Source organism: Serratia sp. K-E0102 (assembly GCF_029962625.1).
Taxonomy (GTDB): Bacteria; Pseudomonadota; Gammaproteobacteria; order Enterobacterales; family Enterobacteriaceae; genus Serratia; species Serratia sarumanii.
Genome location: NZ_CP124754.1, coordinates 141,515 through 158,505, shown reverse-complemented (window position 1 = coordinate 158,505; position 16,991 = coordinate 141,515). Strand labels below are relative to the sequence as shown.

Annotated in this window: 16 protein-coding genes; 6 read left to right on the top strand and 10 right to left on the bottom strand. The window is 61.3% G+C overall.

The window, feature by feature from the left end:
- Positions 1–3: 3 nt before the first annotated feature.
- A complete protein-coding gene (gene recQ, locus SSARUM2_RS00695) occupies positions 4–1,836 on the bottom strand; it encodes an ATP-dependent DNA helicase RecQ (RefSeq protein WP_033636658.1) in 1,833 nt (610 codons plus the stop codon).
- Positions 1,837–1,879: 43 nt separating this feature from the next.
- Positions 1,880–2,758 carry a phospholipase A gene (gene pldA, locus SSARUM2_RS00690; RefSeq protein ID WP_004934270.1) on the bottom strand — a complete coding sequence of 293 codons (879 nt, stop codon included), beginning with the start codon at positions 2,756–2,758 and terminating at the stop codon, positions 1,880–1,882.
- Between the two features lie 203 nt (positions 2,759–2,961).
- On the opposite strand from pldA, the gene SSARUM2_RS00685 reads away from it, so the two are divergent.
- Positions 2,962–3,432, top strand: coding sequence for a thioesterase family protein (locus tag SSARUM2_RS00685; protein ID WP_033636656.1), 471 nt, complete (start codon positions 2,962–2,964; stop codon positions 3,430–3,432).
- A gap of 65 nt (positions 3,433–3,497) precedes the next feature.
- Positions 3,498–4,385, top strand: coding sequence for an EamA family transporter RarD (rarD, locus tag SSARUM2_RS00680; protein WP_033636655.1), 888 nt, complete (start codon positions 3,498–3,500; stop codon positions 4,383–4,385).
- Positions 4,386–4,401: 16 nt separating this feature from the next.
- Here the strand turns inward: rarD and corA are convergent, their stop codons facing one another.
- Positions 4,402–5,352 (bottom strand): magnesium/cobalt transporter CorA, encoded by a 951-nt coding sequence (gene corA / locus SSARUM2_RS00675; RefSeq protein WP_004934262.1) that lies wholly within the window; start codon positions 5,350–5,352, stop codon positions 4,402–4,404.
- 445 nt (positions 5,353–5,797) lie between these two features.
- Here corA and SSARUM2_RS00670 point away from each other — a divergent pair, with 445 nt between their 5' ends.
- Positions 5,798–6,271 carry a WbuC family cupin fold metalloprotein gene (locus SSARUM2_RS00670; protein WP_033636654.1) on the top strand — a complete coding sequence of 158 codons (474 nt, stop codon included), beginning with the start codon at positions 5,798–5,800 and terminating at the stop codon, positions 6,269–6,271.
- A gap of 46 nt (positions 6,272–6,317) precedes the next feature.
- Here SSARUM2_RS00670 and uvrD read toward each other — a convergent pair whose 3' ends face one another.
- The 6 genes from uvrD to SSARUM2_RS00640 all read right to left on the bottom strand — a co-directional run bounded on the left by uvrD (position 6,318) and on the right by SSARUM2_RS00640 (position 11,995).
- Positions 6,318–8,480 (bottom strand): DNA helicase II, encoded by a 2,163-nt coding sequence (gene uvrD, locus SSARUM2_RS00665; protein ID WP_033649640.1) that lies wholly within the window; start codon positions 8,478–8,480, stop codon positions 6,318–6,320.
- Between the two features lie 78 nt (positions 8,481–8,558).
- Positions 8,559–9,275 (bottom strand): 5-amino-6-(5-phospho-D-ribitylamino)uracil phosphatase YigB, encoded by a 717-nt coding sequence (gene yigB / locus SSARUM2_RS00660; RefSeq protein WP_049234398.1) that lies wholly within the window; start codon positions 9,273–9,275, stop codon positions 8,559–8,561.
- The gene (gene xerC / locus SSARUM2_RS00655; protein WP_033654013.1) at positions 9,275–10,186 is read right to left on the bottom strand and encodes a tyrosine recombinase XerC; all 912 of its coding nucleotides are present in this window, start codon (positions 10,184–10,186) and stop codon (positions 9,275–9,277) included. Before xerC ends, yigB begins: the two co-directional genes overlap by 1 nt.
- Complete coding sequence (locus SSARUM2_RS00650; protein WP_033636652.1) at positions 10,183–10,896, bottom strand: DUF484 domain-containing protein; 714 nt, start codon at positions 10,894–10,896, stop codon at positions 10,183–10,185. Before SSARUM2_RS00650 ends, xerC begins: the two co-directional genes overlap by 4 nt.
- On the bottom strand, positions 10,893–11,717 hold the full coding sequence (dapF, locus tag SSARUM2_RS00645) for a diaminopimelate epimerase (protein WP_004934244.1): 825 nt from the start codon (positions 11,715–11,717) through the stop codon (positions 10,893–10,895). Before dapF ends, SSARUM2_RS00650 begins: the two co-directional genes overlap by 4 nt.
- 71 nt (positions 11,718–11,788) lie before the next feature.
- On the bottom strand, positions 11,789–11,995 hold the full coding sequence (locus SSARUM2_RS00640; RefSeq protein WP_004934241.1) for a lipoprotein: 207 nt from the start codon (positions 11,993–11,995) through the stop codon (positions 11,789–11,791).
- Positions 11,996–12,073: 78 nt separating this feature from the next.
- On the opposite strand from SSARUM2_RS00640, the gene cyaY reads away from it, so the two are divergent.
- Positions 12,074–12,394 (top strand): iron donor protein CyaY, encoded by a 321-nt coding sequence (cyaY, locus tag SSARUM2_RS00635; RefSeq protein WP_033649637.1) that lies wholly within the window; start codon positions 12,074–12,076, stop codon positions 12,392–12,394.
- 36 nt (positions 12,395–12,430) lie between these two features.
- Here cyaY and SSARUM2_RS00630 read toward each other — a convergent pair whose 3' ends face one another.
- Positions 12,431–14,983: a class I adenylate cyclase gene (locus SSARUM2_RS00630; protein ID WP_019452546.1), complete on the bottom strand. Its 2,553-nt coding sequence runs from the start codon at positions 14,981–14,983 to the stop codon at positions 12,431–12,433.
- Between the two features lie 316 nt (positions 14,984–15,299).
- Between SSARUM2_RS00630 and hemC the strand changes: the two genes are divergently transcribed.
- Complete coding sequence (gene hemC / locus SSARUM2_RS00625; protein WP_004934233.1) at positions 15,300–16,241, top strand: hydroxymethylbilane synthase; 942 nt, start codon at positions 15,300–15,302, stop codon at positions 16,239–16,241.
- Positions 16,238–16,978 carry a uroporphyrinogen-III synthase gene (gene hemD / locus SSARUM2_RS00620; protein ID WP_033636649.1) on the top strand — a complete coding sequence of 247 codons (741 nt, stop codon included), beginning with the start codon at positions 16,238–16,240 and terminating at the stop codon, positions 16,976–16,978. The genes hemC and hemD overlap by 4 nt, the downstream gene beginning before the upstream one ends.
- Positions 16,979–16,991 lie beyond the last annotated feature (13 nt).

Genomic DNA, 16,991 nt, shown 5'->3' with positions numbered 1-16,991 from the left:
CCCTCAGTCTTCATCATTGTCGAGATGGTCGCGGATCATCGCCATAAAGGGCGCGCCGAAACGCTCCAGTTTGCGCTGGCCGACGCCGTTGACGCTCAGCAGATCGCCGGCCTTGATCGGCATCTGCTCGGCCATTTCCAGCAGCGTGGCGTCGTTGAACACCACGTAGGGCGGAATGTTTTCTTCATCGGCGATCGATTTGCGCAGTTTGCGCAGCTTGGCGAACAGCTTGCGATCGTAATTGCCGCCGTAGGATTTTTGGTTGGCGCTGCCGCGCGACTTCAGGCTCTGGATGCGCGGCACCGCCAGCTGCAGCGCCACTTCGCCGCGCAACACCGGACGCGCTGCCTCGGTCAATTGCAGCGCCGAGTGCATGGCGATGTTCTGGGTGATAAAGCCCAGATGGATCAGCTGGCGCAGCACGCTGGTCCAGTGTTCGGTGGTCTGATCGCGGCCGATGCCGTACACCGGCAGCTTATCGTGGCCGTATTCGCGAATGCGCTGGTTGTTGGAGCCGCGCAGCACTTCCACGATGTACCCCAGGCCGAAACGCTGGCCGACGCGGTACACGCAGGACAGCGCCTTGCGCGCATCCTCCAGCCCGTCATAGCGCTTCGGCGGATCGAGGCAGATGTCGCAGTTGCCGCAGTTCTCGTGCTTGCCTTCGCCGAAGTAGTTGAGCAGCACCAAGCGACGGCAGGTTTGCGCCTCGGCGAACGCGCCCATGGCGTTCAGCTTGTGGCGTTCGATATCCAGCTGCTGTCCGGCGGGTTTTTCCTCCAGACAGCGGCGCAGCCAGGCCATGTCGGCCGGATCGTACAGCAGGATGGCTTCGGCCGGCAGACCGTCGCGCCCGGCGCGGCCGGTCTCCTGATAATAGGATTCGATATTGCGCGGGATGTCGAAATGCACCACGAAGCGCACGTTGGGTTTGTTGATGCCCATGCCGAAGGCGACGGTGGCCACCACCACCTGCAGATCGTCGCGCTGGAACGCTTCCTGCACCTGCGCGCGGCGATCGTTGTCCAGCCCGGCGTGGTAGGCGCCGACGCTCAGCCCGCGGCTTTGCAGGCGCGCGGCGGTGTCTTCCACCTTGGCGCGGCTGTTGCAATAGATAATGCCGCTCTTGCCGCGCTGATCCTGCACGAAGCGCCACAGCTGATCGAGCGGCTTGAATTTTTCCACCAGCGTGTAGCGGATGTTCGGCCGGTCGAAGCTGCTGACCTGTACCAGCGGATCCTGCAACGACAGCAGGCGCACGATATCGCCGCGGGTGGACTCGTCGGCGGTGGCGGTCAGCGCGATCACCGGCATCGACGGGAAGCGCTGTTTCAGCTGACCCAGCGCGCGATATTCCGGCCGGAAGTCATGGCCCCACTGCGAAATACAGTGCGCCTCATCCACCGCCAGCATCGCCGGCGGGCAGTGGTCGAGCAGGTTGAGGAAGCTTTCCATCATCAGCCGTTCCGGCGCGATGTACAGCATCTTAATGGTGCCGTTGCGGCAGCCGGCCATGACGTCCAGCTGCTCCTCGCGGGTTTGCGTCGAGTTGTAGCAGGCGGCGGAAACGCCGTAGGCCAACAGTTGGTCGACCTGGTCCTTCATCAGCGAGATCAGCGGGGAAACCACCAGGGTCAGGCCGTCCATCACCAGCGCCGGGATTTGGTAACACAGCGACTTGCCGCCGCCGGTCGGCATCACCACCAGGCAATCCTGCCCGCCGATCGCGGCGTTGATAATCGTTTGTTGGCCCGGACGGAATTGCTGGTAGCCGAAGGTATCGCGCAATACCTGCTCGGCCAGCAACTCTCTGTTAATCACTGCTGCGGTTGACACACACTTCCCCATTTTTTCATCGGTACACACCCACCGGGTATGATTACATAATATCGTTCAGCATGACACCAACGCCCACCCGTGTCTGCCGGAAGTTATAGTCGATCAGCGATTCGCCGTAGCCGCTGAACACCTGGGTATAGAAACGCACGTTGCGGGTGATCGGATAGCTCCAGCCCAGTTCCGCGCCGCCGTAGCCGCTGTTCCAGTTGTAGTGGCTGTCGACGCTGAACACGCTGTCGCCCCAGGCGTAACCGACCTTCAACCGGTAGTATCCCATGTATTTGGTGATGTCCGGGTTGTCGTCGTTGCTCGAGCTCTCCGAGAAGCGGAACCAGGGCTTGAGATCCACCTGCCAGTTGCCGTTTTGCGCCATCAGCCGCGCATAGCCGCGATTCCAGCTGCGCGACGTCGGGTCCGAGCGGCCGTTGGATTGATGGTTAACGCCGATTTCAACATCGCGCAGCGTCCAACCGGCAAAGCGGTAATCGGTCGCCCACCCCACGAACAGCTGCGGCTCGTAGTTGGTTTCGCGGAATGGCGAAGACTCGCCGCGGTTGGACAATTGCCACCAGGAGCGCTGAGTATAAGACGCGCCGAGCACCGAGTTGTCGCCGGCAATGCCTCGCCACAGCGGAAACGCCAGGCTAAGTTGGTATTTCACCTCGTCCTTGCGCGCCTTGTCGGCCCAGTTGTACGTCTTGATGGCCTCTTTGTTGATATCGCTGGTGTCGGTGTACAGCAGGTAATTGGGATCGTAAGGATACAGCGTGAACGGATTATCGTGCTCCTGCAGCAGGTTGGCGATAATGCTGCCCCGCACCGCCGGCTTATCGTGAATCTGCTGCTCTTTGGCTTCCTCAGCCAATGCCAGCGCCGGCATCAGCAGCGTGGCGGAAACGATCCCTGACAAAATGCGCATAACCTCTCCTCACTCCAACGAAAAAGGGCAAGCCCGGAAAAAATCAGGCCATTTTACACACAAAGGGGGCTTTACCGCAGCGCAGGTCGGTTTTATTGGAATAGTCTGGAAAGCAACAAAGGTTAAGCATAAAATCAACATTCCATTAACCTGGACTGACCAGTTAGCTCCCTTAAAACGCAAAAGAAAAACGGAAACCCGCTATGTCGACCACACCACTGACCCTGGAAGCCGCCCGCCGCAAGATCGGCGAAATCTTTGTCTACCACATGCCGTTCAACCGCGAGCTTGGCCTGGAGCTGCGCCGCTTCGACGATGATTACGTCGAGCTGAGCTTCACCAACCAGCGCAAGCTGGTGGGCAACGCCGCACAGGAAATTCTGCACGGCGGCGTGATCGCCGCGGTGCTCGACGTCGCCGCCGGGCTGGCCTGCGCCGGCGGGGTGCTGACGCGCATGGAGCCGCTGATCGAAGAAGAGATCGCCGCCAAACTGTCGCGTATGGGCACCATCGATCTGCGCGTCGACTACCTGCGCCCCGGCCGCGGCGAACACTTCGTCGCCTCCGCCAGCGTGCTGCGCAGCGGCAATAAGGTCGCCGTCGCCCGCGTAGAACTGCATAACCACGACGGCCTGCATATCGCGACCGCGACCGCCACCTATCTGGTCGGCTGATGATTGTGTGCGGTGGGCGTCTTCAGTACACTCACCGCATCTTACGTTCCCCACCGAGTGACGTCATGGACGCAAAGCAAACGCGTCAGGGCATTTTCTTCGCCCTGGCCGCCTATTTTATGTGGGGCATCGCCCCGGCCTATTTCAAACTGATTCAGCAAGTATCCGCGGACGAGATCCTTACCCACCGGATCATCTGGTCGTTTTTCTTCATGCTGGCGCTGATCACGCTGGGCCGCAACTGGCCGAAAGTGCGCGCCGCCTGCCAAAATCGCAAACGGCTGCTGCTGCTGGCGGTCACCGCGCTGTTGATCGGCGGCAACTGGCTGCTGTTCATCTGGGCGGTGAACAACCACCATATGCTGGAAGCCAGCCTGGGCTACTTCATCAACCCGCTGGTTAACGTGCTGTTGGGGATGCTGTTTCTCGGCGAGCGCTTTCGCCGCATGCAGTGGGTGGCGGTGGCGCTGGCGTTCACCGGGGTGCTGGTGCAGCTCTGGCAGTTCGGTTCGTTGCCGATCATCGGTCTGGGGCTGGCGTTCAGCTTCGCCTTCTACGGCCTGCTGCGCAAGAAAATCGCCATCGACGCCCAGACCGGCATGCTGATCGAAACGCTGTGGCTGCTGCCGGTGGCGGCGGCCTATCTGTTCCTGTTCGCCGACAGCCCCACCAGCCACCTGAGCGCCAACCCGTGGTCGCTGAACCTGCTGCTGGTCGCCGCCGGCATCGTCACCACCGTGCCGCTGCTGTGCTTCACCGCGGCGGCCACCCGGCTTCGCCTGTCGACGCTCGGTTTCTTCCAGTATCTCGGCCCGACGCTGATGTTCCTGCTGGCGATCACCTTCTACGGCGAAACCGTCGGCCAGGACAAACTGGTGACCTTCGGCTTTATCTGGGCGGCGCTGATCCTGTTCACCCTCGACGCGCTCTACACCCAGCGCAAGCTGCGCTGAGCCCGGCGCCGCCGGGTTACAGCCAGTTCTTGCGCTTGAAGTACAGGTAAGGGGCCAGACCGGCCAGGATCATCAAGGTGATGGCGCCCGGGTAGCCGAACGACCATTTCAGCTCCGGCATGAATTCGAAGTTCATGCCGTAGCTGGAGGCCACCAGCGTCGGCGGCAGGAACACCACCGACACCACCGAGAAGATCTTGATGATGCGGTTCTGCTCGATGTTGATGAAGCCCATCGCCGCCTGCATCAGGAAGTTCACCTTCTGGAACAGCGATTCGTTGTGCGGCAGCAGGGATTCGATGTCGCGCAGCACTTCACGCGCCTGCTCCAACTGGCCGGTCGGCAAACGCGCCTTGCGCACCAGGAAGTTGAGCGCGCGCTGGGTATCCATCAGACACAAACGCACCTTCCAGCCGATATCTTCCAGCTCCGCCAGCGTCGACAGCGCGGCGTCGTATTCATCGCCCTGATGCCCTTCCATGATCACCCGGCTGAGCTGTTCCAGATCGCTGTAGATGTTCTCTATCTCGTCCGCCAGCTGTTCAATCTTGGTTTCGAACAGATCCAGCAGCAGTTCGTAGGCGTTGCCTTCGAGCATGGTCTGGTTGCGGGCGCGCATGCGGTACAGGCGAAACGCCGGCAGTTCACGCTCGCGCAGGGTATACAGGCGGCCGTCGCGGATGGTGAACGCCACCGTGGAGTTGCCGGCGTGATCTTCCGCATCTTCAAAGTAGAAGAAGGAGTGGATATGCAGACCGTCTTCATCTTCGAAGAAACGGGCGGAGGCTTCGATGTCGTCCAGTTCGGGACGCGTCGCCAGGCTTTGTCCCAGCTCATTCTGCACGCGCTCACGCTCGCCCTCTTCCGGCTCGACCAGATCAACCCACAGCGATGACGTGAGATCATCCGAGTCGTCCAGCTCCAGACGGGACAAGCGGCGGTTATCTAATTTAAAAGCGCTCAGCATGTGCCAAAACTCCGTGAAGGTAACGGGTGCGGACAACGCGTTGAAGCACAGAAACAGAGGGGATGCGTATCACCGATTTGTTTCAGACCATGAAGAGATCTGACTCATAGCGACGCTTTGCGGGGTCGCCGACAACCACGAAGGCTATCAGCAAAAACGGAGAGCCTTAGAAGTTATACCTGCGGCGCAGGTCAGTGAGCCAGTATCTACTGGGTGTGTCCAAGGCGTCTGTCCTCAATGATAATAGTGCGCGCATGTTACGCCGAGAAGAAAAAGCCTGTCAACACGTTAGGCGGGATAATTGCGCAACAAATCATCACGATGTTCAATGGCAAAAATGGCGCCTAAACCGTACTGAAAAAGTCGCGGCGATCGCTTACCGCCACCAAGAATGTTGCTAAGATGACATCACCCTAATGGTACGACAAGCATGCGGATTTAAACGATGAAACAGATTACCGCCCATGAACTGACCGCGATGAGCGAACAGGCCGCCAGCGTGCCCCGCCTGCGCGCGCACCGCACCTTACACGAAGAGTTGAGCGACCCGGTGCAACGCCTGGCGATCGCCATGGAACCCGGCACCTATATCCGCCCGCACCGTCACCCGCAAACCTGGGAACTGCTGACGCCGCTGCGCGGCCGTTTTGTCGTGCTGCAGTTCAACGATGACGGCGTCGTGACGCAGCGCACCCTGCTCGGCGAAGAAACCAAAGTGCTGGAGATGCCGGCATTTACCTGGCATGCGGTGTTGTCGGTCGATGCCGGCGGCGTGGTGTTCGAAGTAAAGCAGGGCCCGTATCAGGCGTTGACCGAAGAGGACTGCATGCCGTGGGCACCGCAGGAAGGCGGTGAAGGCACCGAAGCGGTGATGCGCTGGTATGCCACCGCGCAGGTCGGCGATCGCTACCCTCACTGATCCTGAACGATTGCAGGGGCTGCCCCCTGCAACGCGCCCCTCTCTTTTATACCGTTTCCAGGCGAGCGTAGGCCGCCACCAGCCACTTGATGCCCTCGCCCGGGAAGGCGATCTGCAGCCGGCTGTGCTCGCCGCTGCCCTCCAGATTGACGATGGTGCCTTCGCCAAACTTGGGATGGCGCACGCGCTGGCCCAGCTTGTAGCCGGTATCGTTCTCGCTGATCGGCGTGCCCATGCGGCGGTGATTGACCGGGCGCGATACGCTGGCGCGCAGGCGCACTTCTTCCACGCACTCTTCCGGCAGTTCGCCGATAAAGCGCGACGGCCGGTGGTAAACCTCTTTGCCATACAGACGGCGCGTTTCGGCATAGGTCAGCGTCAGCTTCTGCATGGCGCGCGTTACGCCCACATAGGCCAGGCGGCGCTCCTCCTCCAGACGGCCGCCTTCATCCAGCGACATCTGGCTCGGGAACATGCCCTCTTCCATCCCGACGATAAACACCAGCGGGAACTCCAGCCCCTTGGCCGAGTGCAGGGTCATCAGCTGCACCGCGTCCTGATAGGCGTCGGCCTGGCCTTCGCCCGCTTCCAGCGCCGCATGCGACAGGAACGCCTGCAGCGGCATCAGATCCTGATCTTCGTCCTGATAGCTGAACTGGCGCGTCGCCGTCACCAATTCCTCAAGGTTTTCGATGCGCGCCTGCCCCTTTTCGCCTTTCTCCTGCTCATACATGATGAACAGCCCGGAATCGCGGATCACCCGGTCGGTCTGCACGTGCAGCGGCATGTCGGCGGTTTCGTGCGCCAGCGACTCCACCAGTTCGATAAAGCGCTGCAGCGCCGACGCGGCGCGGCCGGCCAACACCTTGTCCTGCATCAGCTCACGCGTCGCCTGCCACAGCGTCAGCTGGCGATCGCGCGCCGCCTGGCGCACCACGTCGAGGGTGCGATCGCCGATGCCGCGCGTCGGGGTGTTGACCACGCGCTCGAAGGCTGCGTCGTCGTTGCGGTTGGAAATGAGGCGCAGGTAGGCCAGCGCATCCTTGATTTCCTGGCGTTCGAAGAAGCGCTGGCCGCCGTAGATGCGGTACGGCATCGCCGTCTGCAGCAGCGCCTCTTCCAGCACGCGCGACTGGGCGTTGCTGCGGTACAGGATGGCGCAGTCGTTCAGCGCCCCGCCGTTGTCCTGCCAGGTCTTGATGCGGTTGACCACGAAGCGCGCTTCGTCGAGTTCGTTGAAGGCGCAGTAGATGGAGATCGGTTCGCCTTCGCCGCCTTCGGTCCACAGGTTTTTGCCCATGCGCCCGTCGTTGTTGGCGATCAGGGTGTTGGCCGCTTTCAGGATGTTGCTGGTGGAACGGTAGTTCTGCTCCAGGCGGATGGTTTCCGCGCCGGGGAAATCTTTCAGGAAGCGCTGGATGTTTTCCACCTGCGCGCCGCGCCAGCCGTAGATCGACTGGTCATCGTCGCCGACGATCATCACGTTGCTGTTGCCGCCCGCCAGCAGGCGGATCCAGGCGTACTGGATACTGTTGGTATCCTGAAATTCGTCCACCAGCACGTTGGTGAAACGTTCGCGGTAGTGGTTGAGGATATGCGGCTTGTTCAGCCACAGCTCGTGCGCGCGCAGCAGCAGCTCGGCGAAATCCACCAGCCCCGCGCGATCGCAGGCTTCCTGATAGGCCTGGTAGATGCGCAGCCAGGTGGCCTCTACCGGGTTGTTGTAGGTCTCGACGTGCTGCGGGCGCAGACCCTCGTCTTTCTTGCCGTTGATGTACCACATCGCCTGACGCGGCGGCCACTGCTTCTCGTCAACGTTCAGCGCCTTGATGATGCGCTTGAGCAGCCGCAGCTGGTCGTCGCTGTCGAGGATCTGGAAATCCTGCGGCAGGTTGGCTTCCAGGTGGTGGGCGCGCAACAGACGGTGCGCCAGGCCGTGGAAGGTGCCGATCCACATGCCGCCCTGGCTGGTGCCGATCAGATGTTCGATACGGTGGCGCATTTCCGCCGCCGCCTTGTTGGTGAAGGTCACCGCCATGATCGAATACGGCGAGCAGTTCTCCACCGACAGCAGCCAGGCGATGCGATGCACCAGCACCCGCGTCTTGCCGCTGCCCGCTCCGGCCAGAACCAACAGGTTGCTGCGCGGCGCCGCCACGGCTTCACGTTGTTTTTCATTCAGGCTGTCGAGCAGATCGGAGACGTCCATAGGCACCACTAATGGTTAAGGGAAAACCCGCCGCTGACGGGTTTTTCACTGGAAATTTATACAGAGTTCTGGCAGGGATTATAACAATGCTGTCAGCGATGCCAACTGCGAAATCTCAATATGCGGCAGCAGGCGGCTGTCGGCGGCCTGCATCAGATCCCGTTGCCGATCGTTGATCCAACAGGCCTGCAGCCCCGCGCGCAGCGCACCGGCGACGTCGGTGGTCAGATCGTCGCCCACGTGCAGGATCTGCTCGGGCGCCACGCCCAGCCGCTCAACGGCCAGGTGGTACATGTCCTGGTACGGCTTGGCCCGCCCGTCCGGCCCGGAGCGCAACACGAACTGGAAGTAGCCGTCCAGGCCACACTGCGCCGGATCGGCGTTGCCGTTGGTGATCGCCACCAGCGGATAGCGCGCGGCCAGCGCCTTCAGCGTGGCGTGGGTCACTTCCGGTACCTCGATGCGGCTGCGCCACAGCGCGAAGTTTTGCATCGCCGCATCGGCCCCGATCGCCGCGTCGGCATCGCGCAGCCCCTGCCGGCTCAGCGCCAGATGAATGGCGCGCCAGCGCCACTGGGTGACGTCGTGGTAGATCTCCGGATCCTGCTCGCGCAGCTCTTGGCGCAGGCGGTGGAAATCCGCCGACTGGAAGCTGTTCAGACCGGGATGGTAGCTCTGCAGGAAGGCCACCGACTGTTGTTCGGTTTGCCGGATCACCGGGCGATTGTCATACAGCGTGTCGTCCAGATCGAAAGTCAGCGCCGCCAGCGGGCGCAGCGGGCGATAAAAATGCATCAGGATTTCCCCCGTTTGGCGCGCGGATGCGCGGCATCGTACACGTTCGCCAGATGTTGAAAGTCGAGGTGGGTATAAATTTGCGTGGTGGTCAGGTTGGCGTGGCCGAGCAGTTCCTGCACCGCGCGCAGATCGCCGCTGGACTCCAGCATGTGAGTGGCGAAGGAGTGACGCAGCTTGTGCGGGTGAATATGGCTGTTGACGCCCTGTTTCACGCCCCATTCGGCGAAGCGCTTTTGCACGTTGCGCGTCGAGATGCGCCGCCCCTGATTGGACAGGAACATCGCGTCATCTTCCGGCCCGAACAGATCGCGCATCGCCAGCCAGTGTTCCAGCCAGGTGACGGCGGTGCGCCCGATCGGCAATTTGCGCTCTTTACTGCCTTTCCCCATCACCCACACCTCGCCGGCCGCCATATCGACATGGCGGCAATCCAGCCCCACCAGTTCGGAGAGGCGCAGACCGGCGCCGTACATCACCTCCAGCATGGCGCGATCGCGCACCGCCAGCGGATCGTTGAGATCGATCTCCAGCAGCTGGTTCATTTCATCGACGTCGATGTTTTTCGGCAGATGGCGGCCGCTGCGCGGCGTGCGAATGCCTTTGGCGGGGTTGGCGTGCAATACGCCCTGGCTGACCAGCCAGTCGAGGAAACTGCGCAATGAAGAAAGCCGCAGCGCCAGGCTGGCGGACTGCAGGCCGGCGCGTTTGCTGCGCGCCGCCAGCATGCGCACCCGGGCGGCGTCCAGCGCCGTCCAGTCGGTGACGCCGATCTCCTGCGCCAGGCGCATCAGCGCCGCCAACTGGCGCGAATAGCTAAGCTGCGTCAGCGGGCTGAGTTGCCGTTCTACCTTGAGATAACGCAGAAAAGCGTCCACCGGCTGCTGCAGGCTGGGCGCAATCGGCGTCATGCGCGTTCGACCCAGCGTTCCAGCAGCGCCGGCAGCATGCGCGCCAGTTGATTGAGCATCACCGTGCCCATGCCCTGCTGATAGTGTTGCGTATCGCGGCTGCTGAAGATCACCATGCCCAGTTCGCCATCGTCGCCCAGCATCGACAGCGCCACCGAGCCAATCTGGCCAATCTGTTTGGCCTGCGGCAACAGCAGCAGCAGTTCGGGGCCGTTCAGGCCGCCGAGGTAATGTTGTTCGCTGCCCAGCCGCTGAATGCGAAACGGCTCGAACGCCGAACGCGTCAGCGCCAGATGGGTGAAATCGGAAGGCGCGCCGATCTTCCAGCGCTCGGCGAACAGGCGCACCGTGGCGCCGGCCAAACCAAAGCCGCGTGCCCAGCGCTGCAGCCGGTTGAGCATGTCCTGCAGGCTGTCGGCGGTGGCCAGATCGGCCTGCAGGTGCAACAACCGGGCGAACAGCCCTTCGTTGGCGCTGGCCTGCTCCATCAGCAGCGTGATCTCTTCTTCCAGCCGTTCGATGTGATTGCGCTGGCGGGCCAGATGCCATTCCACCAGCGAAACAGTGCCGCGCACCGGGTGCGGCACGCGCATCTGCTCAACCTGGCGCGCGTTGCGAATAAAGAAATCCGGGTTCTGCAGCAGGTACTGCATCACGGTGTCGTCATCCAGCGCCAGGCCGGCGACGCTCTGTTCTTCTACGCTTTTCATAGATGAATAAATCCGTCATAGACATGGGTTGCCGGGCCGGTCATAAACAGCGGGTTGCCCGGCCCTTTCCAGCGAATATGCAGGCTGCCGCCCGGCAGTTCTACATGCACCTCTTCTGACAGCAATTCCTGTTGGATCCCCACCGCCACCGCCGCACAGGCGCCGCTGCCGCAGGCCTGCGTTTCGCCGGCGCCGCGCTCGTAAACGCGCAGCTTGATATGATCGCGGCTGACCACCTGCATAAAGCCGATGTTGGCCCGTTCCGGGAAGCGCTCATGCCCTTCCAGCACCGGCCCGAGCAGCTCCACCTTGGCGGTTTTTACATCGTCAACCTGCAAAACACAATGCGGGTTGCCCATCGACACCACGCCGCACAGCACGGTGTGTTCCGCCGCGCGCATGATGTAGGTCTTTTCAGCCTTGGCGGCGCGGAACGGCACCGCCTGCGGATCGAAATTAGGCTCGCCCATGTTGACGCACACCAGATCGTCGTCGGTGACGCTGAGCACCATGCGCCCGGTTTGGGTGCTGACGCGGATGTCGCGTTTGTTGGTCAGCCCTTTCAGCCGCACAAAGCGCGCGAAGCAGCGCGCGCCGTTGCCGCACTGCGCCACTTCGCTGCCGTCGGCGTTGAAAATTCGGTAGTGAAAATCCAGCTCGGGATCGTAAGGCGGTTCTACCACCAGCATCTGGTCAAAGCCGACGCCCAGGTGCCGATCGGCCAGCCGGCGGATCAGCTCAGGTGAAAAATAGACATTCTGTGTAACGGCATCGACCACCATAAAGTCGTTGCCCAGACCGTGCATTTTGGAGAACTGCATATCATACTCCGCTATCTGGACGCGCTATCCGTCTTGATTTTACGGCGGCGCTCGCCACCGTAAACAGGGTGTTACTGGTCGACCATCGACGGTTTTTGCTGAGAGCCAGACTGCTCCTGCTGGTTCTTTTGCACCTGATCGCCCGTTTGCACCGGCGGCTTGGCCGGTTTTTGGCTGGCGGGGTCGGCAGGCGGGAAGTAAAGCGGGCCTTTCAGACCACAGCCGGCGAGGCCGGTAACCAGAACGGCCATCAGCGCATAGCGTAGTTGTTTTTTCATTTGCATTAATGCCTGTAATTCATGCGTCCAAGGTCTCTATAATCGCAGGTGGATCATGAAAAGCAATAGGAATTGAATATGAACGACAGCGAGTTTCACCAGTTGGCCGACCAGCTGATGCTGAATATTGAAGAGACACTGGACGATTTTGACGGCGATGCGGACATCGATTACGAAACCAATGGCGGCGTAATGACGCTGAGCTTCGAAAACGGCACCAAAATCGTCATCAACCGCCAAGAGCCGCTGCACCAGGTGTGGCTCGCCACCAAGGCCGGCGGTTACCACTTCAACTACCGCGACGGCGCTTGGCTATGCGATCGCAGCGGGCAGCCGTTTTATCAGCTGCTCAGCGAAGCGGCCAGCGCGCAGGCCGGCGAGGAATTGCGTTTTTCCTGAGGCTAAGTAGGGCTCGGCAACCGAGCCCTTGCGGCGTCAATGCAGCTGGAACTGCTGTTTCAGCGGCTGCGCGGCGCCGTCGGCCACCGTCACGCACAGGCTGGACAGCACGTTGCTGCGGAACGGGATCACCTGCGTGCGCCCGTCGAGCTGCACGATCTGATAGAACTGCGGCAGGTTGAAGTTGATGAAGCTGGAGCCGTAGGTGAAGCGATCGTGCGAGGATGAATAGAAGCGGCTGACGTCGCGCACCAGCTCCTCTTTACTGCCCTCACAGTGGTGGTACACCTCCACCCGATTCGACTCGTCCAGAATATAGATATTGAAGCCCTTGTCGTCTGAGGTGTCTTCGAAGAAGAACTGGATGATCCCCTCGCTGGCGAAGCCGTCCACCACCGGCGGCAAATGCACCTGATCGGTTTCCACCTTGATAGACAGGCCGTGCAGCTTGTTGTTGGAGATGGCGCCGTAAAACTCCACCGCGTTCTCCAGCTTTTGCACCGATACGCTCAGGCGCTCGAAGAACAGCCCCCAGGTCTGCCCGGCGACGCGCACCGCCTTGAAGCGGCCGGGCTCCAGGCGGGTGCTGGACAGGCGCAGCTCGATGCACTCCGACACCAGCTGCTGGATACGGGTGCGGATCAGGCCGCGCAGGTGCTGGCTGTAGCAGAACACTTCCACCGACTCCGGCGGCGCGGCGTCCTGGTGCATTTTGCCGAGAATGGTTTTCAGCGCTTCCAGCACCGACTGCTCGCCGCTGAAATGCAGGGTGCGCACTTCATTCCAGGAGTTGCGATACAGCAGATCGATGCTGCCTACCAGGCACTGCTGCTGCTGGCCGAAGCTGAACACGTCCAGCTTGCGGAAATCGAAGTGCACCACCTGATTGCGGAAGGCGGCGGTCGGATCGTTTTCCAGGTTGACGATGATCGCCAGATGGCGAATTTCGCACGGGCTGTACAGCGCTTTCGGCGTCGGCGCCGGCAGGCGCAGCGGGAAGTGATGGGAAACGTCGGCCACCAGCTCCTGCAGCTTGGCGGTGTCGCACAGGTTGCCGCTCTTGATGTGCAGGCGGGTCTGCGGCGTCAGCAGGCCGTTGAAATAGGCCCAGGCCACCAGCTTGTTCAGGTAGCGGTTATATTCCAGCGGCTGATGGCTGACAATAGAATCCATAGCCGGCGCCTGATTATACAGGTACCAGCCGGTGCGGTTGGCGCGGCCAACCGGCACGTGAATAAAGGTTAAGTCGTTTTCCGACAGGTCCGGCGAAATCTGCGGGTTCACCAGCGTCACCTTGCCGGGCAGCGCTTCGAACGCCGCGTACAGTTTGCGGGTCAGCACGCCGATATCCTGCGGGCTGGCGCTGACGCTGAGGTTGTTGCGGCGGGCGAAACGGATCAGGTTGCGGTAGCTCTGCATCATCGCGTCGAGCAGCTCGTTATGCGCTTCGCGCACCCGTTCGATTTTCCAGTTGGCGCGGTTGTCCAGCATCGCCAGACGCTCTTCGCTCCAGCCCCATTCGCTGACCAGCTGGCTGAGGATCTCGCGCCGCCAGCCGACGCAGGCCTTGGCCAGCGACAGCTTTTCACACACTTTCAGGTAGAAACAGCGGCGGGCCAGATCGAGGCGGGTGGTGTCGTTGATGTCGGTCAGGTAGCGGGTGACGCGCTCGAGCATCATGCAGTAGGCGTCGAGCCCGAAGCTGACGATCTCGCCCTGATGCAGGCGATGTTTGATGTCCGTCGCCAGCAGTTGGGTATTGGGATATTCCCAGGAATAGGCTTCCAGCAGCAGGGTCTTCAGCACCGCCTTGTAAGGCGAATCGATGCTCTTGTACAGCTGCCACAGGCTGGCGCCGAAGTACTCTTCCGCCGACAGCGAACTCAGGCCGCCGAGATCCAGCCACTCGTTCGGCGTCAGCGCGCCCTGCGCGTACAGCGACAGCACGTATTCATCGTAGTGCGCTTCTTCTTCGCCCGGCACCATGTTCCACAGGATGCGCTTGCCGGCCAGGCGCACCGCGGTGCGGTAGAATTCGTCGAGCAACAGGATATGCTGCGTCGAGCCACAGTCTTCGCCGCCCAGGCTGCCGCTTTCATTATGGCGGAAGCGGTTTTCGTCGATCAGGAAGAAGCTGACTTCCACCCCCATCGAGGCGGCCCACTTCTCAAGCAGGCTGCATTTTTGCTGCAGGCGGGTGCGTTCTTCGTTGTCCAGCCAGGACTGGTGGCAGACCCAGATGTCGAGATCCGAGCTGCAGCTTTGGCCGATAGACGAGGTACTGCCCATCGAATAGACGCCGGTGATCGGCAGCTCACCGCTGGCCGGTTTGTCAAACGGGCTGCCCCATTTGTCTTCTAAATCGTTCAGGTAATCTTGTTGAGTTTCATCAGGCGTGTAGAGGCAAATGCCGTGGGGAACGTTACCGTTCAGGTAACCCGGCATCAGCGGGTGATGGTGGTGCAGTAAGGTGGGCAGCAGACTGTATACCCGTTGAAACGCGGGCTTCATAGCCGCCAGGGCGCGATCGACGCGTAGCTGATTGATCGCATCCAGTCTCTGCTTCAATGTCTCGATGTAGAGGTACAAGACGTCTCGCCTGATTATCCCGGTGTTTAGAAAAAAACCCGTATTCCATAAGCGCCGTTAGTGTAAGAAGAATATTTGGCGACTTATTGCTGGAAACGTGATCAATTTAACACCTTGCTGATTGACCGTAAAGGAGGTAACGCTTCACAATTATTGTAGCGCTTCCCTAAACGATTTACCCGCAGTGTTAACTGCCCCAAAGCACATCACACGTCCCTTTGATTCCGTTGTCCTTTTTCCGCCTCCGGCTTCTTGCACTGACAGTATTGGCTCTCAGTGGTAGGATGGATGGCGAAATATAAAAACGGTAACAAGCATGTTAGACAAAATTATTCGAATTGCCACCCGACAAAGCCCGCTTGCACTCTGGCAAGCACATTATGTGCAGCAACGTCTGATGGCCTGCCATCCCGGCCTGCAGGTCGAGTTGGTGCCGATGGTGACGCGCGGCGACGTTATTCTGGATACGCCGCTGGCGAAAGTCGGCGGTAAAGGCCTGTTTGTTAAAGAACTCGAGCTGGCGCTGCTGGAAGGCCGCGCCGACATCGCCGTGCACTCGATGAAAGACGTGCCGGTCGATTTCCCCGCCGGCCTGGGTTTGACCACCATTTGCGAACGCGAAGATCCGCGCGACGCTTTTGTTTCCAACCGTTTCGCCTCGCTCGATCAACTGCCGCAGGGCAGCGTGGTCGGTACTTCCAGCCTGCGCCGCCAGTGCCAGCTGCGTGAACGCCGCCCGGATCTGATCGTGCGCGACCTGCGCGGCAACGTCGGCACTCGCCTGGCCAAGTTGGACAACGGCGACTATGACGCAATTATTCTGGCGGTGGCCGGCCTGAAACGCCTGGGGCTGGAGCAACGCATCCGCAGCCCGCTGAGCGCCGAAGAGTGCCTGCCGGCGGTCGGCCAGGGTGCGGTCGGCATTGAATGCCGTCTCGACGACAGCGTCACCCGCGCGCTGCTGGCGCCGCTGAACCATGCGGCCACCGAAACCCGCGTGCGCGCCGAACGGGCGATGAACACCCGTCTGGAAGGCGGCTGCCAGGTGCCGATCGGCAGCTATGCCGAACTGGATGGCGACAGCCTGTGGCTGCGTGCCCTGGTCGGCGCGCCGGACGGCAGCCAGATGGTGCGCGGCGAGCGCCGCGGCCCGGCCGCCGAGGCCGAACGGATGGGCGTTGAGCTGGCGGAAGAGCTGCTGGCGCGCGGCGCGCGCGAGATCCTGCGCGAAGTTTATCAGGGAAATCCGCCGGCATGACGATCCTGGTAACCCGCCCATCGCCTTCGGGAGAGCAGTTAGTGAGCCGGCTGCGCGCACTCGGCCGGGTTGCCTATCATGCACCGCTGATCGACTTCGCCCCCGGCGGCGATCTGCCGCAGCTGCCGCAGGCGTTGCAGCAGTTGAACGCCGGCGATCTGGTATTCGTGCTGTCGCAGCATTCGGTGAACTATGCCGATTCGGTCATCGGCCGCGCCGGGCTGAGCTGGCCCGCGCACCTGACTTATTACGCCATCGGCCGCACCACCGGGCTGGCGCTGCACCGCATCAGCAGTTTGCCGGTGGAATACCCGCGCGAACGCGAGATCAGCGAAACGCTGCTGCTGCTGCCGGCGCTGCAAAAGCTGGCGGGCAAACGCGCGCTGATTTTGCGCGGCAACGGCGGCCGCGAGTTGCTGGGCACGACGCTGAGCGAGCGCGGCGCCGACGTCAGCTATTATGAATGCTATCAACGCAGCCCGGTGCACTACGACGGCAGCGAGCAGAGCGCCCACTGGCAGCGCGCCGGTGTGGATACGCTGGTGGTGACCAGCGGTGAAATGTTACAACAGCTCTATACTTTAGTTCCTGATTACTATCGTTCTTCATGGCTGCTGCGTTGCCGCCTGGTAGTAGTGAGCGAACGCCTGGCTACCCTCGCCCGGGATTTGGGCTGGCGTACGATTCGGGTAGCTGACAACGCCGATAATGACGCGCTGATCCGCGCGCTACAATAATCTGACTATGGGA